Below are 24,606 nucleotides of genomic sequence, written 5' to 3'. Positions count from 1 at the left end.
GGGCAATACCCGGTATGCATCGGGGCATCGAGTCGCTACCGACCGTGTATCAACGAGACACTCAGGCGCAGATGACGTTGACCCCGGCGGCGCGGAACGCCTCCACCACGTCGGTCGCCGCCCCGGAGTCGGTGACCAGCGTCTCCACCCGGTCCACCGGGCAGATCCGGGCGAAGGCGTGCCCGCCGAGCTTGGACGAGTCCGCGATGATCACGACGCGCTTGGCCCGGGCCACCATCAGGTTGTTCATCGCCGCCTCGCCCTCGTGGTGGGCGGCGGCGCCGAGCTGCGGGTCGACGGCGTCCACGCCGAGCAGGGCGACGTCCAGGGTGACCTCGCGCAGCAGCGCCCCGCCCAGCGGGCCGACCAGCTCGAACGACTTCGGGCGCACCACCCCGCCGGCGACCACGACCTTCATCCGGGAGCGGACCAGCAGCTCGTTGGCGATGTTCAGGGCGTTGGTCACCACGGTCAGCTGGGCGCCCTCGGCGCTGGTGTTCAGGTCGGGGCGGACGGCCAGGGCGCGGGCGACCTCGGTGCTGGTGGTGCCGCCGTTGAGGCCGACCACGGTGCCCGGGGTGACCAGGGCGGCGGCGGCCGCGCCGATCCGCTGCTTCTCGGCGGAGTGCTTCGCGGTCTTGTAGCGCAGCGGCAGGTCGTACGAGACGCCGTTGGCGACCGCGCCGCCCCGGGTCCGGGTGATCATCTGCTGCTGGGCGAGCTGGTCGAAGTCACGGCGGATGGTGGCTTGCGAGACGTCCAGCCGCTCGGCCGCCTCCTCGACGCTGACCCGACCACTGTCGGTCAGCATCTCGAGCAGAGCGTTCCATCTCGCGTACCGGTCCACCGCGGGGGCCTCCGTTGACTCTGCACGAACGGTGATTGATTGCGTGCACAGTAGTGCGCGAAACTACCAGGGCGCAAAACCACCACCTGCGCGATCTGGGACCTGGTTGCCACGGCCACCCGGGTTCGCGCAGAATAACGCGCGAAAGACGGCTGTAATGAGCCGTATTGCGCACCGCCGCCCTGTGCGAGGAGTTCTCATGGCGTACGTCGACGCGGAGATCGCGAGCCAGCCCGACTGCTGGCGGGAGGCGGCACAGCTCGCCGGCACCGTGGCCGCCGACCTGCCGCGCCCCGGCGAGCGGGTCGCCGTCGTCGGGTGTGGCACCTCCTGGTTCATGGCGGCGGCGTACGCCGGGCTGCGCGAGCGCGCCGGCCACGGCGAGACCGACGCCTTCCAGGCCAGCGAGTTCCCCACCGGCCGCCGCTACGACCGGCTGATCGCGATCACCCGCTCCGGCACCACCACCGAGGTGCTCGACCTGCTCGCCGCGCTGCGCGGACAGACCCCCACCACGGTCCTCGTCGGCGACCCCGCCTCGCCCGCCACCGGGCTGGCCGACGCGGCGGTGACCATGCCCTTCGCCGACGAGCGGTCGGTGGTGCAGACCCGGTTCGCGACCACCGCCCTGGCGCTGCTCCGCGCCCACCTGGGCGACAACGTCGAGGCGCTCGCCGCCGACGCCGAGGTGACCGTCCGGGCCCCGCTGCCGATCGACCCGGCCCGCATCGAGCAGGCCACCTTCCTCGGCCGGGGCTGGACGGTCGGGCTGGCCCAGGAGGCCGCGCTGAAGTGCCGGGAGGCGGCCACCTTCTGGGCCGAGGCGTACCCGGCGATGGACTACCGGCACGGCCCGATCTCGATCGCCGCACCCGGCCGGCTGGTCTGGGCGTTCGGCGAGCTGCCCGAGGGGCTGCCCGAGGACGTGGCGGCCACCGGCGCGGCGTTCGTGCACAGCCGCCACCACGGCTGCCGCACCGTGCTGGGCAGCTGGGCGGCGGGGCGTACCCCGGTCGACCCGATGGCCGACCTGATCCTGGCCCAGCGCTTCGCGGTCGCCCTGGCCACCAGCCGCGGCCTCGACCCGGACGCGCCCCGGCACCTGAGCCGCTCCGTGGTCCTCGCGTGACCGACGCCCCCGACGGTGCCCCGGTCGTCGTCGCACTGGACGTCGGCGGCACCGGGATGAAGTGCGCGCTGGTCCGCCCGGACGGCGCCGTGGTGCACGCCGAACGGCACCCCACCGGCGCCGAGCGCGGACCCGCCGCCGTGGTCGACACCATCCTGGACGTGGCGGAAGGGCTGGCCGGCAAGGCCCGCGCCGAGGGTCTGACCCCGGTCGCCTGCGGCATCGGGGTGCCGGGGCTGGTGGACGAGGTCGCCGGGGTGGCGGTCTGGTCGTCCAACATCGGCTTCCGGGACGTACCCCTGCGGGAGCTGGCCGCCACGCGGCTCGGACTGCCCACGGCGCTCGGCCACGACGTGCGCGTCGGGGGCCTCGCCGAGAGTCGGCTCGGCGCCGGCCGGGGCGTCGGCCATGTCCTCTTCGTCGCCGTCGGCACCGGCATCGCGGCCGCCCACGTGGTCGGCGGTTCGGCCGCCGCCGGGGCGCACGGCGCCGCCGGCGAGCTGGGCCACATCCAGGTACGCCCCGACGGCCCGCGCTGCGGCTGCGGGCGGCCCGGCTGCCTGGAGGCGGTCGCCTCGGCCTCGGCCGTCGGCCGCCGGTACACCGAGCTGGCCGGCACCCCACTGACCGCCGCCGAGGTGGCCGACCGGGCGGCGGCCGGTGACGAGCTGGCCGGGCAGGTCTGGCGGGAGGCCGTCGAGGCGCTCGCCGACGGACTCGCCACCGCCCAGGCGCTCTACGACGTGGAGACCATGGTGATCGGCGGCGGGCTGGCCCGGGCCGGCGCGCGGCTGTTCGACCCGCTGCGGGCGGCGCTGCGGGAACGGATGACCTTCCACCGGGAGCCGCGCCTGGTCGCGGCGGCCCTCGGCGACGAGGCCGGCTGCCTCGGCGCCGCCCTGCTCGCCCTCGACAGACTGGAGTAGTGATGGCCCTGCGGGTGAACGGCAAGGTGGTGACCCCGACCGGTGTGATCCGGCAGGGGTGTGTGGAGATCAACGGCGACCGGATCACCGCGGTCGCCGAGTACCCGGCGAAGCGCGACGGGCACTGGATCGTGCCCGGGTTCGTGGACATGCACACCCACGGCGGCGGCGGGCACACCTTCACCACCGGCGACGCCGACGCCGCCCGCGCGGCGGCCGCCTTCCACCTGCGGCACGGCACCACCACCCTGCTGGCCAGCCTGGTCAGCTCCCCGATCGAGCTGATGCGGGACGCCACCGCCGCGTTCGCCCCGCTGGTCAGCGAGGGGGTGCTGGCCGGCGTCCACTTCGAAGGGCCGTACCTGTCGGCGACGCGGTGCGGCGCGCAGAACCCGGAGTACCTGCGCGACCCCTCGACCGACGAGCTGGCGGAGCTGATCGAGCTGGGCGCGGGCGCGGTGCGGATGGTGACGCTGGCCCCGGAGCGGGCCGGCGCGCTGGACGCGATCAAGCTGCTCACCTCGCACGCCGTGGTCGCCGCGGTGGGGCACACCGACGCCACGTACGACGAGACCCGGGCCGCCGTGGCGGCGGGCGCGAGCGTCGCCACCCACCTGTTCAACGGCATGCGGCCGCTGCACCACCGCGAGCCCGGCCCGATCGTGGCGCTGCTGGACGCCCCGAACGTGGTCTGCGAGCTGGTCGCCGACGGCGTGCACCTGCACGACGGGATCCTCACCTTCACCACCGCGACCGCCGGCGCGGAGCGGGCCGCGCTGATCACCGACGCGATGGCCGCGGCCGGGATGCCCGACGGCGAGTACGAGCTGGGCGGCCAGGCGGTCACCGTGGCCGACGGGGTGGCCCGGCTCGCCCGCGACGGCGCGATCGCCGGCAGCACCCTGACCATGGACGCCGCGCTGCGGCACGCCGTGGACGCCGGCATCCCGATCGCCGACGCGGTCCGCATGGTGGCCACCACGCCGGCCCGCGCGATCGGCCTCGGCGACCGGCTCGGCGCGCTCCAGGTCGGACTCCGCGCCGACCTCGTCGTGCTCGACGACGAGCTGAACGTGGTCCGGGTGATGCGCGGCGGCTCCTGGCTGGACTGAGCCCCTCCGTAGGGCCGGCACGCCCGGCGACTCCCTTTGGAGCTGATGTCGTAGACGAATCACCGGTCATCCCTCGGTGATTCACTCCGTTTCGCCGAGGTGGCGCCATCCCCCGGCCCCGGACACCGCCACACCGGCGAGACGCAGTGGACAGCTGCGGCCGGGCCGCCGGCGCGAATCGTTTACGACATCAGCTCCAAAGGACGCGGCACCACACACGCCGCCCGGGTCGAACCGGCGCCACGGAGCAGCCACGGAACAGCCGCGGGCGCGAATCGAACCGGGCGGGCATGGGCCGTGCGCGTCAGCCCGCGCTGGGCACCTCGACGCCCAGCACCGCCTGCTCGTCCGGGCGGTGCACCAGCACGTCGGCCAGGTACGACTGCACCGCCGGGCCCATGCCGACGTCCCGGCCGGCCTGCTCGGAGAGCAGCCACTTGTGCTCGATGATCTGCGCGAAGAGCTCCTGCGGCTCCAGCTTGCGGCGCAGGTGCGCCGGCACCGCCCGGACCACCGGCTCGAAGACCTCGGTCAGCCAGCGGTGGGCGGCCTGCTGCTCGTCGGTCAGGTCGCTCTCCACCCGGTACGCGTCGAGGTCGTTGAGCAGCCGGCGAGCCTGGTTCTCCTCGGCGTCCAGGCCGGTAAGCCGGAGCAGCCGCCGGGTGTGGTAGCCGGCGTCGACCACCTTCGGGCGGACCAGGTACCGGCCGTTGTCGACCGTCGACAGGGCCACCTCGGCCACGTCGAAGCCCAGCTCGTTGAGGCGGCGGATCCGCCCCTCGATGTCGTGCCGGGCCTCCCGCTCGACCTGCTGCTCGTAGGTGATCTCGTGCCAGAGCCGCTCGTAGCGCTGCACGACCTCCTCGCAGACCACCTCCGGGTCGATCGACTCGTGCAGCAGCCCGGCGGCCTGGAGGTCCAGCGCCTCGCCGAAGATGTTGACCCGGGCGATCTCCAGGTCCTCGCCGCGCTGGCCGTTGGAGAGCGAGCTGTGCAGCGCACCGGTCTCGGCGTCGACCAGGTAGGCGGCGAACGCGCCGGCGTCCCGGCGGAAGAGGGTGTTCGACAGCGAGCAGTCGCCCCAGAAGAAGCCGGTCAGGTGCATCCGCACGATCAGCGCGGCGAGCGCGTCGAGCAGCCGGCCCATCGTCTCCGGTCGCAGGGTGTGCGAGAAGAGCGCCCGGTAGGGCAGCGAGAACTGCAGGTGCCGGGTGATCAGCACCGACTCCAGCGGTTCCCCGTCCTCGGTCTGCCGGTCGGCGACGACCGCCACCGCCTCGACCGACGGGAAGTCGATCCGCTCCAGGGCACGGAGCAGGTCGTACTCCCGTTCGGCGATCCGCTCGCGGGTCTCCTTGAAGGCGTACACGTAGTCACCGAGCCGGACGAACCGGACGATGTGCCGGGAGATGCCCTGGGGCAGCGCCACCAGGTGCTGGGCAGGCCACTGCTCCAGCGGCGTCGACCAGGGAAGGTCGAGCAGCGCCGGGTCGACGAGGGCCGAGGTGATCCGCACGGGGACAAGTGTGAAGGGTCGCCCCGCCCAACGCTTCCCTTCGTGGCTCGGCACACAGCCGCCACGGCCCGCGCCGGCCGGTCGCCGCCCGGGGCCGGTAGCGTGATCGCGTGCGGGAGACCACGACGGTACGCGGCGCGTCCCGACCACCGCGGGTACGCCCCGCCGGCTGGTGGTGGGACGCCCTGTTGCTGGCCGGGCTGGTCGGGCTGACCGTGGCGCTCGCCACCGACCACTTCTTCGGCCTCGACCGGGCGGTGGCCGACTGGGCCGGGGAGCACCGGCCGGCGGCGGCGTACTGGGTGGCCCGGGTGTTCAACTTCCTCGGCCAGGGCACCCCGTTGACGCTCCTCGCCGCCGGGCTGGGCGTGCTGCTGGCGGTCCGGCTGCGTTCGGTCCGCCCGGTGCTGCCCCCGGTGGCCGCCTTCGCGCTGACCTACCTGACGATCGGGCCACTGAAGGTGTGGACCGCCCGCCCCGCCCCCAGCGCGAGCGTCAAGGAGCCCTTCCTGCCGCCCGAGCGGACCCTGCCGCTGTTCCAGCACGACCTGCCGGTCAGCTACGCGCAGTCCTACCCGTCGGGCCACGTCGCCAACGCGATCGTCTGGTACGGGGTGCTGGCGCTGCTGATGGCGCCGCTGCTGCGCAGCTTCGGCCGGCGGCTGCCGACCTGGCTGGTCACCGTCGTCCGGGTGGTGCCGCCGCTGGTGGTGACGACCACCACCACCTACCTGGGCTGGCACTGGCTGACCGACTCGGTGGCCGGGCTGCTGCTCGGGCTGCTGCTGGACCGGCTGCTGCACCGGGTGCCGTGGGACGGCCTGCCTCTTCCCGGCCGGTTGCACGCCTGGGACCGTCCGTTCACCTCAATCACCTAGCCTGCTGCCGGTGGAGCGACTGAGGCGCCGGCTGGGCGTACCCGACGCGGTGGTGATCGGGCTGGGGTCGATGCTCGGCGCGGGCGTCTTCGTGGTCTTCGCCCCGGCCGCCGCCGCGGCCGGCGGCGCCGGGCTGCTGGTCGCGCTGGCGCTGGCCGGCTTCATCGCCTTCTGCAACGCGACCAGCTCGGCCCGGCTGGCCGCGCGCTATCCCGAGTCGGGCGGCACGTACGTCTACGGGCGGGAGCGGCTGAACCCGTTCGCCGGCTTCCTGGCCGGCTGGGGATTCGTGGTCGGCAAGACGGCGAGCTGCGCGGCGATGGCGCTGACCATCGGGGCGTACCTCTGGCCCGGGCAGGCCCGGCTGGTCGCCGTCGCCGCCGTGGTCGCGGTGACCGCGGTGAACCTGCGCGGCATCGGCAAGACCGCTGCCGCGACGAAGTTCCTGGTGGTCGTGGTGCTGGCGGTGCTGGCCCTGGTCGCGGTGGCCGGGGTGGCGGCCGGCGACGTCCGGCTCGACCGGCTCACCGAAGCCGGCGGCTCGGTCCGGGGCGTGCTCACCGCGGCCGGGCTGCTCTTCTTCGCCTTCGCCGGGTACGCCCGGATCGCCACCCTCGGCGAGGAGGTACGCGACCCGGAGCGGACCATCCCCCGAGCGGTGCCGCTGGCCCTCGGCGTGGTGCTGGCGGTCTACCTGCTCCTCGCCGTGGTCGCGGTCGGCGTGCTCGGGGCCGACCGGCTGGCCGCCTCGGCCGCGCCCCTGGTCGACGTGGTGGCCGCCGCCGGGCTGCCCGACCTGGCCTGGCTGGTCCGGGCCGGGGCGACTGTCGCGGTGACCGGGGTGCTGCTCTCCCTGCTCGCCGGCGTCGGCCGGACCCTGCTGGCGATGGCCCGCCGGCACGACCTGCCCGGCGCGCTGGCCGCGGTGCACCCGGTCCACCGGGTCCCGCACCGGGCGGAGCTGGCGGTGGCCGCCGTGGTGATCGTGGTGGTCGCGCTTGGCGACGTACGCGGCGCCATCGGCTTCTCCAGCTGCACCGTGCTGGTCTACTACGCGATCACCAACGCGTCGGCGCTGACGCTCGGCCGGGACCCGGCCCGGAAGCTGCCGGTGCAGGTGCTGGCCATGTTGGGGCTGGCCGGGTGCGTGGTGCTCGCGGTCAACCTGCCGCTGGCCAGCGTGCTCGCCGGGTTCGGCGTGCTCGCCCTCGGCGCCGCCTGGTACGCGTGGAAGTCGCGGTTCACTCCGTAGCGCGAGGGTGGCCGTCGGGTTCACCCGACCTACAATCCGTAGCGGCCCAGGAGCTCGTGCTGCATTTTGATCTCCGCCATACAGAGGGGATTCGCCAATTCCTTCTCGATGCTTTCCCTGCCGGAGATATTGGACATCACGATGCTTTCGTAACAGGCGGAAAGAATCTCCAGGACCTGCTCCCCATCAATTCCTCGCTCTCCTGACGACTCCACGAGACGGCCCAACGCGACCAGGAAAGGACCGACGCCCAACCTGGTGGGGACCAGCGCCAATTCTTCCTGCACCGAGAAGTACTCGTCCACTTCAGTCTCCAGAAGCCGGCGATCAGGGAGCCGATCCTTGCACTCGGCAAGAAAGCGGCGGACGAGCGCTACGGCGGAAGGAGGAAAGAACTCCTCGAACCGGGGCTCGAAGACTGGAATGGTTCTTTCGATGACCTCTGTCGCTAGCTGGTAGAGCAGAGGGGCAGGCAGTTCGTCGAGACGCTCAGCTCGCGGAGCAACGTCCCTGTCCCACAATTCCACGCCTGCCTGCCCCTCTTCCCATCAACTATCTTCGTCGTTCCCAGAGTTGAATCTTGCTGTACTGCGGCTCGTCGGCCCGTGCCGCGCAGTTCTGCCTCCTGGGCCCGCAGGCGGGACGCGATGACGCGATGATCCCGTCGGCGGCATACTCACCCTCATCCACCGCGTTGAACAGGATTTGTTCCGCGTCGGTGTGGACCTGTGGCGTCAGATCGGTTTCGTAGGCCCGTTCGTAGCCCTTCGCCTTGGCGAGGGCACGCAGCTTGGTGTTCGTACCGTTCTGATTGACCGCGTAGACCTTTCGCCCACCAAGCTCGGCCGTGGCCACGGTCGCTCCCTTGTCGGCCCGAGTCCCGACCCCGAACGTATCATGCAGCTCCTTCGCGTCATCCAGCAGCTGCTGCGGACTCGTGCTCGTTGGGGAGCAGTCTCCGGGCGAAACCAGCCTTCCGTCATTGTTGTGAACGAGCACGGGCTCGTCACCGGCGACCACATAGTAGGTGTGGATGTCGGCGACGGTAAGGTCGCGCATCTCCTCGGCGCCCAGCTTGTTGAGCACCGCGACGACGGTGACCGCACCCGTGCCGCGCACCAGCAGCTTCGTGCCCGGCTTCAGGTCCTTGGCGTCGTCCCACCGGCGCTTCGACGCGTTCCAGAACGGGTGGTGCTGGGTCGTCTTGACCTTCGTGGTCTTGCCGTTCCGGTCACGGACGGTGACGTCGGTCAGGTCCTTGTCATTGTTGCGATGCAGCTGGGTGACCTGCTTGGGCTGCGACTTGCCAGTCTTCGGGTCGGTCGCGGTGACCTTGTCCCCGACGTTGACATCCTCGATCGGACGGGTGGTGCCGTCCGCCATCAGGACCCGGGTCTTCGGATCGAAGCTGTGCCGACGACCAGAAGACGGACGCCTGGCCGGGCACGAGCCGCCACCGCCACCCCCGCCGATCAGGTTCAGGCCCGGGATCATGTTCTCCACCGCGGCCCGCGGGTTGTACCGACCCGACGTCGCGACCTGGTCGACCGCGTCCTCGACGGTGTTCTCCGCCGCCTCGGTGGCGAGCCGGCCGGCCAGACCGGTGCCGACCTTCTTGGCGACGATCGCGCCGACCCGGCTGGCCAGGGCGCCACCGGCACCACCGATCATGCCGGTCACCGCGCCGGTGCCGAGCGAGCCCAGGGCGTCACCGATGCTGTGGATGTCGCCCTGCGCGGCGTCCTTGGCCAGGTTGATCAGTGCGGCGGTACCGGCCATGCAGGCGATGGCGCCGGCGCCGGCGGTGACCGCGGTGCAGGCCATGCCGGCGAGGATGGCCCCGCCGATCGCGGCCACCTCGATCAGGACGTCCTTGTGCTCCTTGACCCATTTCTTGGTCGCGTTCGCGGCATCCTTGACGTGGCTGACCGCCTTCTGGGCGACCCGGTGGGCCTTCGCGGCGATCTTCTTGCCGGCCTGCTTGGCCTTGTTGTAGAGGTGTTTCGCGCGTTTCTTGGCTGCGGCGATCTTCTTCGAGACGTACTTGCGACCCTGTTCGTACTTCTTCTTCACGTACCGCTTGGCCTGGTGGTACTTCTTCTTGGCGTAGCGCTTGACCTGGTTGTACTTCCGTTTGGCCTGGTGGTAGCGCTTCTTTACCGTCGTCTTGGCCCGGTGGTACGTCTTCTTCACGGCGCTCTTCGCCGCCTGGTACCGGTTGCTGACGTACGAGGAGGCGTACGAGTAGTAGCTCGACGTGTACGACGACGCGTACGAGTAGGCCGACGAGGCGTACGAGCGCACCGAGTTGACCGTCGAGGTGAACGCCCGCTTCAGGCTGCCCAGGCCCCAGTGGCCGGTCGGGTCGGTGACGGTCAGCGGGTTGGCGTCGCCGTACTGGTAGCGGTTCGCGTTGATCGAGTCCGGCACCGGGCTGTTGTTGGCGGTGTCCCGGGTGTCGAACTGGCCGGTGTCGGTGTTGTACCAGCGGGCGTGCATGTTGACCCGCGAGGTGAGCGCGTCGGTCCACTCCGACTGGTAGCCCAGCGAGCCGAGCAGGCCGCTGGTGTTGACCACCTTGCCGAGCGGATCGTAGGCCATCGAGCCGGCCAGGGCCGTCCCGGTCGCCGTGAACTGCCCGACCACGTCGGTGTGCAGGTCCGTCCAGACCATCCGCTGGGTGCCGCCGGCGGCGGTGCCGACCACCTCGCCGGAGGGGCCCCGCACGTAGGTGGCGGCGCTGTCGCCGGCCAGGTCGTTGCCCAGACCGGTGTACGAGAAGTTGGGGCGGATCGCCCGACCCAGACCGTCGTACGTGTAGGTCTGCGTGCCACCGGCGGACTGCTGCGACACCACCTGACCGAACGCGTCGGTGTTGGTGGTGTTGCCGCCGGCCGTCGCGAGCGTGCCGCGGGCGGTGTAGCTGTAGCTGACCCCGTCCGCGGTCTGGAGCCGGTTGCGCTGGTCGTACGTGAACAGCTTCGAGCCGTTCTGCACGCGGTTGCCGGACTTGTCGTAGGCGTACACCGTGGTGTCGGCGCCGTTGTTCCACGACGTCAGCCGGTCGGCCAGGTCGTAGGTGTAGGTGTTGGCCGCCGAGCCCGCGAAGCCCGTGGTGGTCTTCGAGGTGATGTTGCTGTTGGCGTCCCAGCCGTAGGTGATCTTCGCCAGCGAGGTGCCCGTCGACGACTTCAGCTCGTCGCCGGTGAGCCGGCGCAGCGGGTCGAAGGTGAAGTTACGGGTGTTCCCGTTCGTCCCGTAGGTGATCTTGCTGACCTGCGAGAGCGAGTTGTAGGTGTACGCCATCTGCACGCCGGCGGTCGGATTGTCCAGCTTCGAGAGCCGGCCCGCCTGGTCGTAGTTGTACGAGGTGGCACCGGCGGCGTCCTGGCGGGAGGCCAGTCGACCGTCCGGGTCGTAACCGAATGACGAGTTCCCCGACGGGCCGCTCACCGACAACGGCAGACCACGGTCGTCGTAGCTGATCGTGTTCGTGCCGCCCGAGCCGGACAGCGACGTCATCCGGCCGGCCACGTCGTAGTCGAAGACCCGGTCCTCGGTGGCCGCCTCGGCGCCCGTCCCGCTCTGCCGGATCAGCCGACCCATGGCGTCGTACGCGTTGGTGACCGACACGCCGCCGGGCAGCAACTGCTTCGACGGCCGCCCGCCCTGGTCGTAGGCGATGGTGAAGGTCCGGTCCGCGGCGTCCGGGTGGGCCGCCGTGGCCGGCTCGATCTGCGACTCGGGCAGCCCCCACGTGTTGTACGTGGTGTAGAAGGCGTTGCCCCGACCGTCGGTGAACCGGGTGCGGTTGCCCTCCAGGTCGTAGCCGAACGTGGTCTGGATCGAGTCCGACCCGGAGATCGGCTGGATCTCCTTGATCAGCGCGCCCGTCGCGTCGTACTCCATGGTGGTGGTGGTGCCGCGGGCGTCCGTGGTGGCCACCATGTTGCCGGCCCGGTCGTACTTCGCCGACTGCGACGACAGCAGCGTGCCGCCCGGGCTGTACTCGGCCGTGCCGGTCGCCCGGTCCGCCATGTCGTACGAGACCGTGGCGTACGAGCTGTCCGGGCGGATGCTCCTGGTGGTCCGGCCCTCGCTGTCGTACTCGTAGCGGGTGGTGTTCCCGGCGCCGTCCATCACCGCGACCGGCTCGCCCGCCATGTTGTAGCTGGTCGAGCTGGCCACCCCGGCAGCCGAGGTGACGGTGGTCTTCTGGTCGGCGGCGGTGTCGTCGTAGGTGTATCGGGTGGTGTAGTTGGTGCTGCTCTGCCGGACCACGTCGGTCGAGGTGAGCGGCCGGCCCAGGTAGTCGTACGTGCTCGTGCTGACCGCGCCGGACGGGTCCTTCGACGAGAGCAGGTTGCCCGCCTCGTCGTAGGTGTAGGTGGTCACCCCGTCGTTCGGCGCGGTCTCCTTCGCGAGCCGGCCGAGCTGGTCGTACTCGTAGCGGGTGACCTTGCCCAGCGGGTCGGTCACCGCGGTGACCTGCCCGGTCACGTCGTACGTCTGGGTGCTCTCCGGCACGATCGGGACGCTCGAGCCCGGCGGGGTGTAGGCGGGGTCCTTCTGCGAGACGACCCGGCCGGCGGCGTCGTAGCCGGTCACCGACCAGTTGCCGTTGGCGTCGCGGGCGTCGGTCAGCTCGTCGAAGGTGTTGTAACCCGCGTAGCTGACCGCGTTCGCCAGCGCCGGCAGTTGCCCGGCCTGTTCCACCATCGCCGCCGGCGCGGTGGAGCGCGCCACCCGGCCTTCCTCGTCGTAGCCCTGGTAGGTGGTGTTGCCGTTCGCGTCGGTGATCGCGATCGGCAGGCCGTCCTGGTCGAGCACCTGCGAGGTACGGATGACCTGCGCGTCGGCGGCCGGTGCGGTGCCGGCCTTCAGCTGCGAGATCTCGGTCGCCGACAGCGCCTTCTGGTAGGCCTGCACGTCGCTGACCGAACCCGGGAACCAGCCGAAGCCGTCCGCACCGCCGATGGTCAGATTCGTCGCCACGTTGTTGAAGGCCTCGGTCGTGGGCACCGTGGTCAGCAGCACACCGTCGGCGTAGAGCTTCATGGTCTTGCCGACCGGATCCGCAGTGAGTGCCAGATGCGTCCAAGCGCCCGCCACCACGGAACCGTTCGCGCCGCCGCCCCCGAACCACGCGGTGGTGCCGTCCGCCTTGCGGACCGCCATACCGGCGTACCAGCGATCGTCACCGGGCGCGTAGAAGAGCTTCAGCGCGGAGTTGCCGATGTCGCCCGCAGCAGCGAAGACCAACTGCTCGGCATTCCCGAGCGCGGGATTCTTCGAGGCAAGCTTGGCCCAGGCGGAGATGGTGAATGCTCGGGTGGAGTCGACCACTCTCGGGGCCTTGAGGTAGCTGCTGACCCCGTCGAACGTCGCCGAGCCGCCCCGGTCCGTGGACCAGGTGACGTTACCGGTCGCGGTCGCCGGGCTGTTGCCCGCCGAGTCCGCGGCCCTCGTACCCGAGGTCTCGTTGAGCTTCCAGCGCGCGACCGGAGTCAGCGCCGCCGACGGGTACGTCGTCTCGGCGACCGCCCGGCCGGCCCTGTCGTAGAGCGCCTCCGAGGTGCCGGTGACGGCACCGGTCACACCGTCGGTGGAGACGGTGGAGATGACGTTGTCGTTGGCGTCGTAGGTGAGGGTGGTGGTCCGCTTCAACCCGTTCGGGTCGACGATGGTCATGTAGGGCCGACCCGCGGCGTCGTACTTCGTGCTGGTGGTGCTGCGGCCGTTGTTGCCGACCTCGGTCAGCTCGTTGCCCGCCGCGTCGTAGGTGTGCTCCTCCACCACGAAGGTCTTGCCGTTGTTGTCGGTGCGGACGACCTTGGCTTCCAGGCCGTTGTCGGTGTAGGTGAACGACGTGGTCCAGCCCATCGCGTCGGTCTCCGACGCGAGCCGGCCCGCCGGGTCGTACGACCGCCGGCTGGTGACCAGGTCACGCGGCGCCGACGGGTTGTTCGGGTCGCCGGTCCAGCCGACCACCGTCGAGGTGAGCAGGTTGCCCTCGGCGTCGTACGTGCTGGTGGTGACGCCGCCGTCCGCCTCGATCTCCTTGACCACCCGGCCGTACAGGTCGTACTCGAGGTTGGTGGTCTCGTTCGCCGCGTTGGTGGTCGCCGTCTCCTGGCCGTACGCGTTGTAGGTGTGCTTCTCGGTGCGCGGCGCGTCACCGCCGGTGGTGTCGCTGACCGTCTGCTCGACGACGTTGCCGTCCAGGTCGTAGCTGGTGTCGGTCTTCGCCGTGTGCACCGCGCCGGTGACCCGGTTGGTCACGCCCGGCTCGGTCTCGCTGACCGGTCGGCCCAGCTTGTCGAAGGTGCGAACGGTGGTCAGACCCGACGGGAAGGTGTCGGTCACCTCCGTCTCGCTGACCGGCCGACCCAGACCGTCGTAGGTGTACCGGGTGATCTTGCCGGTCTGCTCGATCACCTCGGCGATGTCACCGCTGGCGTAGTAGACGACCTTCTGGACCTGCCCACCCGGTGTGGTCACCGTCGAGGCCAGGCCGGCCGGGGCGAAGCCACCGTCCTTGGCCGCCACCGTGGTGCCGTCGGTGTAGGCGGTGCGGGTGACCCGGCCGAGCGGGTCGGTGATGCTGGTCTGGTTGCCCTTGGCGTCGTACGCGTACGACGTCAGGTAGGTGCCGTCGTTCTCGGACGCCGACCGGCCGTCCCGCATCGTCAGGATGACGTCGTTCCGCGGGTCCGGCTGGCCACCGATCAGGACCGAGGCGCCGCTGACCCAGCCGCCGGTGCCGTTGCCCGAGACCAGGTACATGTCGTTGTCGGTCGACTTGCGGTAGACGAAGTCGGCCTTCTTGTCGCCGTCGAAGTCGCCTGCGGTGAGCAGCGCGTTCGCCGAACCCCAGCTCGACCCGATCTTGACGGACGTACCGGTCGACCAGCCGCCGGTGCCGTTGCCGGCGACCATGTAGAGGTTCTTGTCGGAGGAGTTGCGGTAGACGATGTCGTCCTTGCCGTCACCGTTGAAGTCCCCCGGGGCGGCCAGCAGGTCGGCGTTCTGCCAGCCGCTGCCGATCTGCGTCGCGACGGTGCTGATCCAACCGCCGGTGCCGTTGCCCTTGAGCATGTACAGGTTGTTGTCGACCGAGCTGCGGAAGATCAGGTCTGGCTTGCCGTCACCACTGAAGTCGCGGGACATCACCATGAGGTTCGCCGAGCCGACAGCCGGGCCGATCTTCACCGAGCTGCCGGTCACCCAGCCGCCCTTGCCGTTGCCGGCGAGCAGGTACATGTTGCTGTCGGTCGAGCTGCGCCAGAGGATGTCCGGCTTGCCGTCGCCGTTGAAGTCCTTGCTGCCGACGATCAGGTTGGCGGAGGCGATGCTCGTGCCGATCTTCGTCGGGATGCTGGTCAGCCAGCCGCCGGAACCATTGCTCCGCACCATCTGGATGCTGTCGTCGGTGTCCTCCCGGTAGACGATGTCCGGGTAGCCGTCGCCGTCGAAGTCGTTGAACATCACCGGCAGCTGGGCGGTGGACCAGTCGAGCGGGTCCGCCGAGTTCGCGTAGTAGCTGTAGTGGACCGACGAGCACTTGTTGGCCGACTGGTCCTGGCAGGTCACGACCTGCTTGGTGTTGCCCCGAACGTCCTGGAGTTCCTGCGTCCACACACCGTTCGGGTCGTAGGTCAGGTTGCCGAAGCCGCCGACGTCGTAACCGAACTTGGTGGTGTTCCCCAGCGGGTCGGTCTGCGCCACCATCCGGTTGCCGTTGACCACGTCGTAGCTGTAGGAGAGCTGCTCACCGGTCGGGCCGGTGACCGTGACCGTCGAGACCGGCATCGCGACGGGCGTGGTCTGCCCGTTCACCATGGTCACCGCGAGCGGAACGGTCTGCTTCGACGCCTGGAAGTGGGAGCTGACCTGGGCGTCGCTGAGCTGCGTGCGGTAGAACGCCACCTCGGCGATGGAGCCCGGGAAGTACGCCACCCCGCTCGTCGGGGAGGACGGCCACGACTTGGTGTAGCCGGCGCCGATGTAGGCGTTGACGGCGGTGGTGGTCTCCCCAGCCAGGGCGAGCGAGCCGACGGTCGCCCCGTCGAGGTAGAGCTTCTGGGTGGAGCCGCTGAGGGTGAGTGCGACGTGGTGCCACTTGCCGTCGTTGACAGCAGCCGTGGTGATCGGCGGGTTCGTGGTGTTGCTGCCGCAATAGCACCACTTGCCGCGCAGCTTGCCGTCGGTGCCGACGTAGAGCGCGGGCACCCAGTTGCCGGTGAACGTGGGGGTGGCGATGTCCTCCGTCTGGAAGCTGAAGAGCGTGCCACCGGCGGTGCTGCCGGACGGCATCTTGAACCACATCTCGACCGAGTTGGGTCCGGTGGTGGGGACGTCCTCCGCCGGCAGCTGAAGGTACGAGCTGGAGCCGTTGAACGAGGCGGCCTTGCTGTCGCTGAACGGGCCGGCGACGCCGAGCGTGGTGTTGTTGAAGGTGGCCGTGCCACCCTCGACCTCGTTGATCGCGTCGGTGACGTCGACCTCGCCGAGCCGCCAGTAGTCGACCGGCTTCGCGCCGAGCACCGAGGCGGCGTACACGTCGCTGTCACCGGAGACGGTCGGCGTACCCATGGTCCAGGTGCCGCCGTTCTCGTCCTTGACGCTGGCGACCCGACCCGTGGTCTTGTCGTACGAGATCTCCGCGGTGACGCCGCCGGAGGGGCGGACCACCCTGCTGAGCACCGGATGGCTGGTCCGGCCGGCGCTGTTCAGCGCGGCGATCGTGGTGCCGGTCAACGCCTGGTTGAAGAACGCCACGTCGGAGATCGAGCCGGAGAAGTAGTTGGCCACCGCCGGGGAGGCGCCGGTGTTCTTGTGGCTGGGCCACCCGCCGCCGACGAAGCCGGCGCCGATCTGCACGTTCGCCGAGCCGTTGGGGACCTGGGCGATGGTGCCGGCCAGGGTGCCGTGGAGGGTGCCGTCGAGGTACAGGGACTGCGTGTCACCCGCGCCGGTGAGCACCACGTGGTGCCAGGCGCCGTTGTTCACCACCGAGGTGGATGCCATGGCCTGCGTGGCGTTGCCCTGGTACCACTGGCCGTGCAGCTTGCCGTCGCTGCCGATGTAGAGCGCCGGAGTGTAGTTGCCGGTCGTGGTGCCCTTGGTGATCGCGTCGCCGTTGTAGCTGAACAGCACGCCGTTGAGGGCGGTGGTCTTGAACCACATGCTGATCGACTGGTACTGGCCGTCGGCGACCAGCTTGCCAGGAAGCTGCACGTACGAGCTGGTCCCGTTGAAGCCGGCGGTGGTGGCGGTCGAGCCGGCCAGGCCGGCCGGCTGGCCCAGGGTCACGCCGTTGTAGCGGGCGTTGTCGACACCGGCGTTGCTGAGCACCCGGCTCCCCGCGATGGTCGCGCCGCTCGCCTCGTTCAGCGGCCAGTACGAGTACGGGCCGGTGTTCAGCACCGCGTTGGCATACTGGGAGGTGGTGTCCGCCTGGTACGTGGTGCAGTTGGCCCAGTCCGTCGGCGGGCAGACCTTGCTCAGCGTGTCGTTGGGACCGTAGGTGTACTGCCAGGTCGCCGAGGTGTTCCAGTCGCCCGCAGCGGCGGGGTCGGTGTAGACCGTCGCGACGTGCGGAGCACTCGAGCCGGCCGGGGTCGACCAGGTGACGTACAGCGACCGGCCGGAGGCCGAGGTGAGCTTGGTCAGATTCCCCGAGGTGTCGTAGGAGAAGCTGAGCGAGCGGCCGTTGGCGTCGGTGATCTGGGTGACCTTGTAGACGCCGGTGCCGGCCGGCTGGCTGAAGACGTAGACCGTGCCGTCCTTGTCCGTCAGCGTGTAGCCGTTCACCGCTCCCGCGGTGTCCTTGTTCTCCTTGAACACCGAGTACCGGCCGGAGGTGGTGGTGAAGCTGCCGTCGGCGTTGCGCCCCATGGCCACGTCCTGGCCGGTGGGGTAGGTGACGAGCACCGACTGGATGCTGCCCGCCACGTCCTTGACCTGGGCCGCGCGCACGTCCAGCAGACTGGACCAACCGGCGCCGAAGGCGTTGCCGCGCCGGGTGTCGAGGCTGTTGTAGCTGCGGGTGACGGAGAGCGACGGGCCCACCGTGCTCACGCTGGCGTCGGTGGCCGAGGTGGTGTAGTTGCCGACGCTCGGGTCGTAGCCCTTGCCAGCGTTCTGCGCGAGGTTCGCGGTGAGCAGCGGCTGCGGTACCGAGGTGGTGAAGGCGTACGCCGGGGAGACGGCGCTGTACGCGGCCTTGTCGTAGACCTGGACCGTGTAGAGGTAGGTCTTGTTCCAGGTCAACTTGCCGGACGGCACCGTCCAGCTGGGGCCGGTGATCCAGCCCGAGCTGACCACGGTGGCGTTGGTCCCGGCGTCCTTGACCACGTAGTTGTAGGTCAGGCCCTTGGCCGGCCAGTTGTCCGGGTCGACGGCGCGGGAGAGCAGCTCGGGGGTGAGCGTCTGCACGACCGCGTTGTTGGCCGGGTAGCGGAGGTTGACCTGCGGCGCGACGTCGTTGGTGTAGGTGAACTCCAGGTACGGCTTGTACGCCCCGGCGCCGAAGTTCGCTGAGGTGAACCGCTTCCAGGCGTACGAGTCGGTCTCCGACGCGGTCAGCGCGAGACCCTCGTTCGCGCCGCCGGTCGACCAGTCGTTGAAGGTGTCGACGTTGAGCGGGACGCTGACCCACTTGCCGACGGTCCGGTCGGCCCCGCTGTTGGTGCAGGCCGGGTTGTTGTCGCTGATGGTCAGCGAGCCGATCGACGACGAGATCGCCGGGCCCGGGTAGCTGCCCGCGCTGAGGTCCGCGACGGTCCATGCCTGGGTGGCCCGGTGCACGTAGAACGGCTTGTGGGTGGCGCAGTCGTACGACCACGTGTGGTACAGGAACAGCTTCGCCGCGCTGAACCGCTTGCCGACGAAGCCGTCGTTGTCGAATTCGTCGAGGTGGATGAACGAGCGAGCCTTGGTCGTGCCGCCGTTGTAGGTGCCGACCGGCAGGTTGTCGCCGTTGTTGGTGGTGGTGCTGTCGTTGTCGACGAAGACGTCACCTGTGGTGCCGGTGGTGGCGGTCGGGTCGATCCGCACCGGGTACTGCCGGGCGGGGTCCCGCAGCCAGGCCTGGTCGGCGGTGACCTTCAGCGCGGGAGCGCCGTCGACGGTGACCAGCTCGAAGGTGACCTTGTCGGACTCGGCCGGGGCGCCGGACTTCGGGTCGACCTTCGAGTCGCTCATCGAGCCGTGCGGGAACCAGGCGACGGCCTTGCCGTCGGCGTTGAGCAGTTCCACCGAGCCCTGCGCGGTCAGCCGCGGGGTGAGGCCCTTGAGCCGCAGCGGGAAGACCCAGCTCGACGCCGCCTCGGGCGAGCGCAGGACCAGGGTCTCCTTGACGCCGGCGTCGAAGGTGGTCAGCTCCAGGTCGGTCTGCCGGAGGATGTCGCGGTAGCGGGCGGTCGCGCCGTCCACGGTCGGCACGGTGACGTTGGCACCCTGGAGCTGGTACCCGACGCTCTCACCGGTCGGCAGCGTGAGCTGTGCCAGCTCGGGGCCGGTGGTCGCGGTCGCGTCGGCCGAGGGGGCGGCGTCCCGGGCCGGCCGGGCGGCCGGCGCCGCGGTGCCGGCGACGGAGACACCCAGCCGGTTCGCCTTCACGTGCAGCCGGCCGTCGGCGCGCCGGATCAGGTCAGAGTCGATCTTCTGCCAGGTGCCGTCGGCCGCCCGGTAGTTGACCGGGCGGTTGTAGGTCCGCTTGGTGTACGAGCCGTCCGCGTTGGCGAACACGTCGGACCGGACACTGGAGCGGGCGGCGAGCCGCTTGCTGGTCCGGCTGTCGAACCCCTGCTCGGCGGGGCCGGTGGTGTCCGGCGTGCTCTCGATCTCGTGCGGCTGGTACGACTCGAGCGTCCCGGCGGCCGGCTTCGGCGCCCGCCCGGCGCCCTGCCGGGCGTCGGTCGCGGCGGCGGGGACGTGGTGGTCGACCGTGACGGGCCGACCCTTCTCCTGCACGGGAAGGCCCAGGAAGGCCGCGGTGGCCGACCAGGCCGGCCGCTGAGCGAACCAGGTCAGCCAGGTCAGCGGAAACTCGCCGCCCGGACGGACTACATCAGCTGGCACCGCGACGCTGAGCCCGAAGACCACCGCAACAACGATGGCCAGCCGGCGCGCAGCACTGGTGACGGATCGGCGCACGGCCGGTCCCCTCCCCGTGAAGTGAAAAATTTCCTCGGGAGTCTGGGGTCCAACCGACGGATGCAACAAGTCATCCGTTCAGACAATCCTGAGAGGAGCCTGGGAAGACGGCTCCCCTCAGGAGGCGAGCGCGGCGATCAGCTCTCGCGATTTCTGCTGCGCGACTTGCGGGCTATTTGCCTCCACAACGGACACGTTGCTCGACGCGTTTCCACCATTGATTCCCACGAAGCGGACAGTTGGGAATCTTGCCCCTCCAGCCCGCAATGCGCCCACCGGTGCCGCACCCACGGTGAGAATAAGATCACAACGGCTCTGCACCAGACTGGCGAGGTACGTCTCGGCGTTCTCGGGCGTCTGCGGGCCGCTCACCTCGAGGTACTGGATCTTGACGTGGGTGGCCAGCGACGCCTCCTGCATGCCGGCCCAGACCGGGACCGCCTCCGGCGCCGCGACACCCTTCTCTCCCGTGAGCAGGCACGCCGTCTCCGCCCGGTACTCGCGCTGGCGCGGCGGCGGCGCGGCGGCCGGCCACAGCGCCCACGCCAGCACACCGGCGACCACCACGAGCACGGCGACCATCGCCCACCACGGCGGGCGCGCCCTCAACCACGACGGGAGAGCGCCCGCCCGCCCGGCACGCTGCTGTTCCCGGATCCGACGTCCCAAGCCTCCACCAAGCACGGCGAGAGACTACGCGTCGCGGAATTCAGTCCTGGCCCTCCCGGGGTACCGGCGCGGCCGGGGCGGCCGGCGCGGGCGGAACCGCCGGCGGTGGCGGGGTGGACTCGCGCAGCAGCGCGGCGAGCCCGGCCCGGCGGGCCACCACGGTCAGCCGGTCCCCCGCCGAAATCACCATCCGCGGGTCGGCCTTCCAGTCGGTCCTCTGCCCCAAGCGGGTGTGCGCGAGCAGGCGCACCTCGCCGGGGCGGGCCACGGCGGCCAGCGGCCGGCCGTCCAGCGGCGCGCCGGCCACCACCGGCACCTCCACCACCAGCAGCGCGTGCCGGTCGACCGGGATGGTGGCGATCACCGCCCGGTCCAGCAGCGCCGCCGCGAACGCGGGCGCGGCCAGGTACGACACGCTGCGCGAGATGCCGATCCCGAACGCCTGCTGGATCCGCTCGGCGAAGTCGCCGTCGAAGAGCCGCAGCACCACCCGCAGCTCGGCGTTGAGCCCCCGGGCATTGAGCGCGGCGCGCAGGTTGACCCCGTCGTCGGTGGAGACCACCACCAGCGCCTGGCAGGTCTCCACCGAGGCGGACCGCAGGGTCTCCTCCCGGGCCGCGTCCCCGACGATCAGCCGTACGCCCAGCCGACGGGCCAGCGCCGCGCCGCGCGCCTCGGCGGTCCGGTCGATCGCGACCACCTCGACGCCGAAGTCACGCAGCTGGGCCATCACCCGGGTGCCGATGTTGCCCAGCCCCACCACCACGACGTGCCCGGTGCGCTGCGGCTGGATCCGGCCGGCGTGCAGGGCGAGCCGGGCGTTGACGATGCCGTCGACCACCACGGCGGTGATCAGCGGAATCAGCGCCAGCCCGGCGAGGTTGAGCACCACCTGCATGATCTGCGCGGCGGCCGGCTTGGTGACGTCCGGATCCTGGCCGCTGAGCGTGGTGACCAGGGTCAGGTAGAGCGCCTCGGTCCAGCTCACGTCCACCGCGCGGGAGTTGAGCCAGCCGAGCACCGCGATCACCCCGAGCAGCACCATCACCGCGATGCCGATCTTGCGGGTGGCGAAGCTGCGGACCGCCCGGAGCAGCACCGCGACCGGCTGCCGGCGGCGGCGGGCCCGGACCAGCCGGCGGGCCGCCAGCTCGGTGCCGGCCGGCTGGCCGGTCGCCTCGGCGAGCACCACGTCGGCCGCCGGCTCGTCGGCCGGCAGCACGCGGACCAGGGCCGGATCCGTGGTGACGGCCAGGCCGCAGACCACGTCGCGGGCGCGTACGTCCTCGCGGCGGGCCACGTAGAGGGTGCGCCCGGCGTGCCGGAAATGGGTGGGGGCGACCTCACCGAGAGCGGCGGCCACGAACGCGGGGGCGGCGATCGAGGCGTCGGAGAGCACCGCCGAGTCGGGAAAGAGCTCGCGCAGGCCGTTGGCCAGGCTGGTGTTGAACATGCGCACCACCAGGCGCAGCCGGGGCTCGACCTCCTGGGCGCAGAGCGCCGCGTGCATGTTGCCCACGTCGTCCTGCTGCAGCAGGGCCAGCCCGTCCGCGCCGGCCAGGCCGGCCCGGCGGAAGGCGGCCTCGTCGAGCCGGTCGGCGCGGACCACCTGGATGCCGTCGACGTCGCGGCCGTCCGGCCCCTCGGAGCGCCGGCGCTCGGGCACGATGAGCGTGATGCGGACCCGGCCCTGCGCCAGCTCGGTGGCGAGCAGCGCCTTGACCACCCAGTAGGCGAGCGGGTCGTTGCCGCAGACGACGTAGTGCGGCCGCGTCTCGCCGTTGGCCCGTAACCGCCAGCCGGTCGCGCGGCGCGCGCGGTCGCGCAGGGGTTCCGCCATGACCGGATCGTAGTCAGCCGGTCGCACCGGGCGCAGCCCCGCTGATCATGAGCGCATGTCGGGGCGTACGGCGGGTAGTGCAGCGACATGCAGACGTTCCTCCCGTACCCGGACTTCCTGGCGAGCGCCCGGACGCTGGACCAGAAGCGGCTGGGCAAGCAGCGGGTGGAGACCATCCAGGTGCTGCGCGGGCTGACCCGGCCCACCTACGGCTGGCGCAACCATCCGGCGGTGAAGATGTGGGCCGGCTACGAGGAGGCGCTGACCCGGTACGGGCTGGACATGTGCGCGGTCTGGTGCGAGCCGGGCCGGGCGGACACCTGCGCCGGCACCATGACCACCGACCTGGCCGCCGCCTGCGGGATCGAGCGGGTCCGGACCCAGGCCGAGCTGGCCGGGGCCGGCGAGCTGCCACCCTGGCTGGGCCGGGAGGACCTGCACCTGAGCCACCGCTCGTCGCTGCTGCGCAAGGACCCGGAGCACTACCGGCCGCAGTTCGGCGACATCCCGCCCGACCTGGAGTACGTCTGGCCCGCCTCGGACCGGGAACGGCGCTGTCTGCTGCCGTCCGAGAGCTGACCGGGCAGACTGAAATTTCTTCGGCCGGGAAGGTGCACATGGCGCTGTCACAGATGCTGGGCCGGCTCATCGGCGTACGGCAGCGGGTGCTCGACCCGGGCGGCGGTGGCGCCGCCCGGGTGCCGCGCCCGGTCGAGGCCGTGGTGGTCGGCGGCGGGATCGCCGGCATGTCCGCGGCGGTGGTGCTCGCCGAGCGGGGCGTGGCGGTGACCGTGCTGGAGGCCGCGCCGACGCTCGGCGGCCGGCTCGCCGCCTGGCCGGCGGCCCTGACCGACGGCACCCAGCTCATCGAGCACGGGTTCCACGCATTCTTCCGGCAGTACTACAACTGGCGGGCGATCCTGCGCCGGGTCGATCCGGGCCTGGGCTTCCTCAAGCCGGTCCCCGGGTACCCGATCCTGAGCGGGCAGTGGCCGACGGAGGAGTTCGGCCGGCTACCGCCGGCCGCGCCGCTCAACCTGCTCGCCCTCCTGCTGCGCAGCCCCAGCCTGCGCCTGGCCGACCTGCGCCGGATGGACCGGCGCGCCGCGCTGCCGCTGCTCAACTACCACCCGGAACGCACCTACGCCGAGTTCGACACCACCACCGCCGACCAGCTGCTGACCTCGCTGAAGCTGCCGGACCGGGCCCGGGCCATGCTCTTCGAGGTCTTCTCGCACTCGTTCTTCAACCGCGAGGCGGAGATGTCGGCCGCCGAGATGATCGCCCAGTTCCACTTCTACCTGCTCGGCAACCCGGAGGGGCTGGCCTTCGACTGCCCGGACGAGGACTACGCGACGGCGATCTGGCAGCCGCTGACCCGGCACGTCGAGAAGCACGGCGGCCGGGTGGTCACCGAGGCCGCCGTCACCCGGCTGGACCGGGAGCCCGGTGGCTGGCGGGTGCGGACCGCGGACGGCTCGGCGTACCGCGCCGCGCACGTGGTGCTCGCCGTCGACCCGCCCGCGCTGGCCGCCCTGGTCGCGGCCTCCCCCGGCCTGCCCGGGGCGGCGCCCCGGCTGGTGGCGCGGATGCCCGCGTTCGGCCGGCCCGGTCCGCCGTACGCGGTGGCGCGGTACTGGATGGACGGGGACGTCCGCGCCGACCGGGCGGTGTTCAGCGGGGTGTCCCGGCAGCCCACCCTGGACTCGGTGACCCTCTACCACCGGCTGGAGAACTCCTCCCGCCGGTGGGCCGAGCGGACCGGCGGCTCGGTGGTGGAGTTGCACGCGTACGCCTGCGACGAGGGCGTGCCCGCCGAGGAACTGGCCGAGCGGATGCGGGTCGAGCTGACCACGCTCTGGCCGGAGGCGGCCGGGCTGCGGGTCCGCGAGCTGCGCGCCCGGGTGGAGGCCCAGGCCCCGGCGTTCACCCCGGGCAGCCACGCCGACCGGCCGGGGGTACGCACCGACGCGAACGGCCTCTACCTGGCCGGCGACGGCATCCGGACGGACTTCCCGAGCGCGCTGATGGAGCGCGCGGCGGCCACCGGCATCATCGCCGCCAACCACATCCTGCGGGCCGAGGGCTCGGCTGCCGAGCCGGTCCGGTCCGTCCGGCCGCGCGGGCTGCTGGCCCGACGCTGAGCGGCCGGACCGGTCGGCTCTCCCCCGGGCGGGCATCGAAATGCGTTGCCGGCCCGCCCCGGCCCGCCCTACCGTGATCGCGCAAGGTCAACCAGCCCGCCGGGAGTCAGTCATGTCGTTGTCGCACGTCA

13 protein-coding genes are annotated in these 24,606 nt (G+C 71.3%); 7 read left to right on the top strand and 6 right to left on the bottom strand.

Annotated features, from left to right (window positions below):
- Positions 1-61: 61 nt before the first annotated feature.
- Complete coding sequence (locus tag ACTMTB_RS00990; protein WP_441142060.1) at positions 62-847, bottom strand: DeoR/GlpR family DNA-binding transcription regulator; 786 nt, start codon at positions 845-847, stop codon at positions 62-64.
- Between the two features lie 199 nt (positions 848-1,046).
- Here ACTMTB_RS00990 and ACTMTB_RS00985 point away from each other — a divergent pair, with 199 nt between their 5' ends.
- From ACTMTB_RS00985 to nagA, 3 genes are read left to right on the top strand one after another with little or no spacing between them, the layout of a single operon-like run.
- Positions 1,047-1,976 carry an SIS domain-containing protein gene (locus ACTMTB_RS00985; RefSeq protein ID WP_280839985.1) on the top strand — a complete coding sequence of 310 codons (930 nt, stop codon included), beginning with the start codon at positions 1,047-1,049 and terminating at the stop codon, positions 1,974-1,976.
- Positions 1,973-2,902, top strand: a complete 930-nt coding sequence (locus ACTMTB_RS00980; RefSeq protein WP_441142059.1) for an ROK family protein — start codon at positions 1,973-1,975, stop codon at positions 2,900-2,902. The genes ACTMTB_RS00985 and ACTMTB_RS00980 overlap by 4 nt, the downstream gene beginning before the upstream one ends.
- 2 nt (positions 2,903-2,904) lie before the next feature.
- On the top strand, positions 2,905-4,014 hold the full coding sequence (nagA, locus tag ACTMTB_RS00975; RefSeq protein ID WP_441142058.1) for an N-acetylglucosamine-6-phosphate deacetylase: 1,110 nt from the start codon (positions 2,905-2,907) through the stop codon (positions 4,012-4,014).
- A gap of 304 nt (positions 4,015-4,318) precedes the next feature.
- Here the strand turns inward: nagA and ACTMTB_RS00970 are convergent, their stop codons facing one another.
- Positions 4,319-5,530 carry a DUF4032 domain-containing protein gene (locus ACTMTB_RS00970; RefSeq protein WP_441142057.1) on the bottom strand — a complete coding sequence of 404 codons (1,212 nt, stop codon included), beginning with the start codon at positions 5,528-5,530 and terminating at the stop codon, positions 4,319-4,321.
- Between the two features lie 110 nt (positions 5,531-5,640).
- Here ACTMTB_RS00970 and ACTMTB_RS00965 point away from each other — a divergent pair, with 110 nt between their 5' ends.
- Together ACTMTB_RS00965 and ACTMTB_RS00960 are read left to right on the top strand one after the other, a co-directional pair.
- Positions 5,641-6,408 (top strand): phosphatase PAP2 family protein, encoded by a 768-nt coding sequence (locus ACTMTB_RS00965; protein WP_441142056.1) that lies wholly within the window; start codon positions 5,641-5,643, stop codon positions 6,406-6,408.
- Positions 6,409-6,418: 10 nt separating this feature from the next.
- On the top strand, positions 6,419-7,660 hold the full coding sequence (locus tag ACTMTB_RS00960) for an APC family permease (RefSeq protein WP_441142055.1): 1,242 nt from the start codon (positions 6,419-6,421) through the stop codon (positions 7,658-7,660).
- Positions 7,661-7,689: 29 nt separating this feature from the next.
- On the opposite strand, the gene ACTMTB_RS00955 is transcribed toward ACTMTB_RS00960, so the two are convergent.
- The 4 genes from ACTMTB_RS00955 to ACTMTB_RS00940 form a co-directional block, all read right to left on the bottom strand.
- The gene (locus tag ACTMTB_RS00955) at positions 7,690-8,187 is read right to left on the bottom strand and encodes a hypothetical protein (protein ID WP_441142054.1); all 498 of its coding nucleotides are present in this window, start codon (positions 8,185-8,187) and stop codon (positions 7,690-7,692) included.
- Between the two features lie 25 nt (positions 8,188-8,212).
- Positions 8,213-19,822 (bottom strand): LamG-like jellyroll fold domain-containing protein, encoded by an 11,610-nt coding sequence (locus tag ACTMTB_RS00950; RefSeq protein WP_441142053.1) that lies wholly within the window; start codon positions 19,820-19,822, stop codon positions 8,213-8,215.
- 117 nt (positions 19,823-19,939) lie between these two features.
- The gene (locus ACTMTB_RS00945) at positions 19,940-20,404 is read right to left on the bottom strand and encodes a hypothetical protein (RefSeq protein WP_441142052.1); all 465 of its coding nucleotides are present in this window, start codon (positions 20,402-20,404) and stop codon (positions 19,940-19,942) included.
- A 127-nt stretch (positions 20,405-20,531) separates the two neighbouring features.
- Positions 20,532-22,331 (bottom strand): NAD-binding protein, encoded by a 1,800-nt coding sequence (locus ACTMTB_RS00940; protein WP_441142051.1) that lies wholly within the window; start codon positions 22,329-22,331, stop codon positions 20,532-20,534.
- 87 nt (positions 22,332-22,418) lie between these two features.
- Here ACTMTB_RS00940 and ACTMTB_RS00935 point away from each other — a divergent pair, with 87 nt between their 5' ends.
- Positions 22,419-22,910: an MSMEG_6728 family protein gene (locus ACTMTB_RS00935; protein WP_441142050.1), complete on the top strand. Its 492-nt coding sequence runs from the start codon at positions 22,419-22,421 to the stop codon at positions 22,908-22,910.
- A 38-nt stretch (positions 22,911-22,948) separates the two neighbouring features.
- On the top strand, positions 22,949-24,475 hold the full coding sequence (locus ACTMTB_RS00930) for an FAD-dependent oxidoreductase (RefSeq protein ID WP_441142049.1): 1,527 nt from the start codon (positions 22,949-22,951) through the stop codon (positions 24,473-24,475).
- Positions 24,476-24,606 lie beyond the last annotated feature (131 nt).

Origin of the sequence: Micromonospora sp. L32, assembly GCF_052068055.1 — a bacterium.
In the GTDB taxonomy this organism is placed as follows: Bacteria; Actinomycetota; Actinomycetes; order Mycobacteriales; family Micromonosporaceae; genus Micromonospora; species Micromonospora purpureochromogenes.
Note: the sequence above shows the minus strand (reverse complement) of the source record. Positions and strands in the feature narration are given on the sequence as shown.

What these genes read in the sequence shown, in the direction of transcription:
- ACTMTB_RS00985 (WP_280839985.1), top strand. Translation starts at nt 1,047, where the DNA reads ATGGCGTACGTCGACGCGGAGATCGCGAGCCAGCCCGACTGCTGGCGG.
- ACTMTB_RS00935 (WP_441142050.1), top strand. Translation starts at nt 22,419, where the DNA reads ATGCAGACGTTCCTCCCGTACCCGGACTTCCTGGCGAGCGCCCGGACG.
- ACTMTB_RS00940 (WP_441142051.1), bottom strand. Translation starts at nt 22,331, where the DNA reads ATGGCGGAACCCCTGCGCGACCGCGCGCGCCGCGCGACCGGCTGGCGG.
- ACTMTB_RS00945 (WP_441142052.1), bottom strand. Translation starts at nt 20,404, where the DNA reads ATGGTCGCCGTGCTCGTGGTGGTCGCCGGTGTGCTGGCGTGGGCGCTG.
- ACTMTB_RS00930 (WP_441142049.1), top strand. Translation starts at nt 22,949, where the DNA reads ATGGCGCTGTCACAGATGCTGGGCCGGCTCATCGGCGTACGGCAGCGG.
- nagA (WP_441142058.1), top strand. Translation starts at nt 2,905, where the DNA reads ATGGCCCTGCGGGTGAACGGCAAGGTGGTGACCCCGACCGGTGTGATC.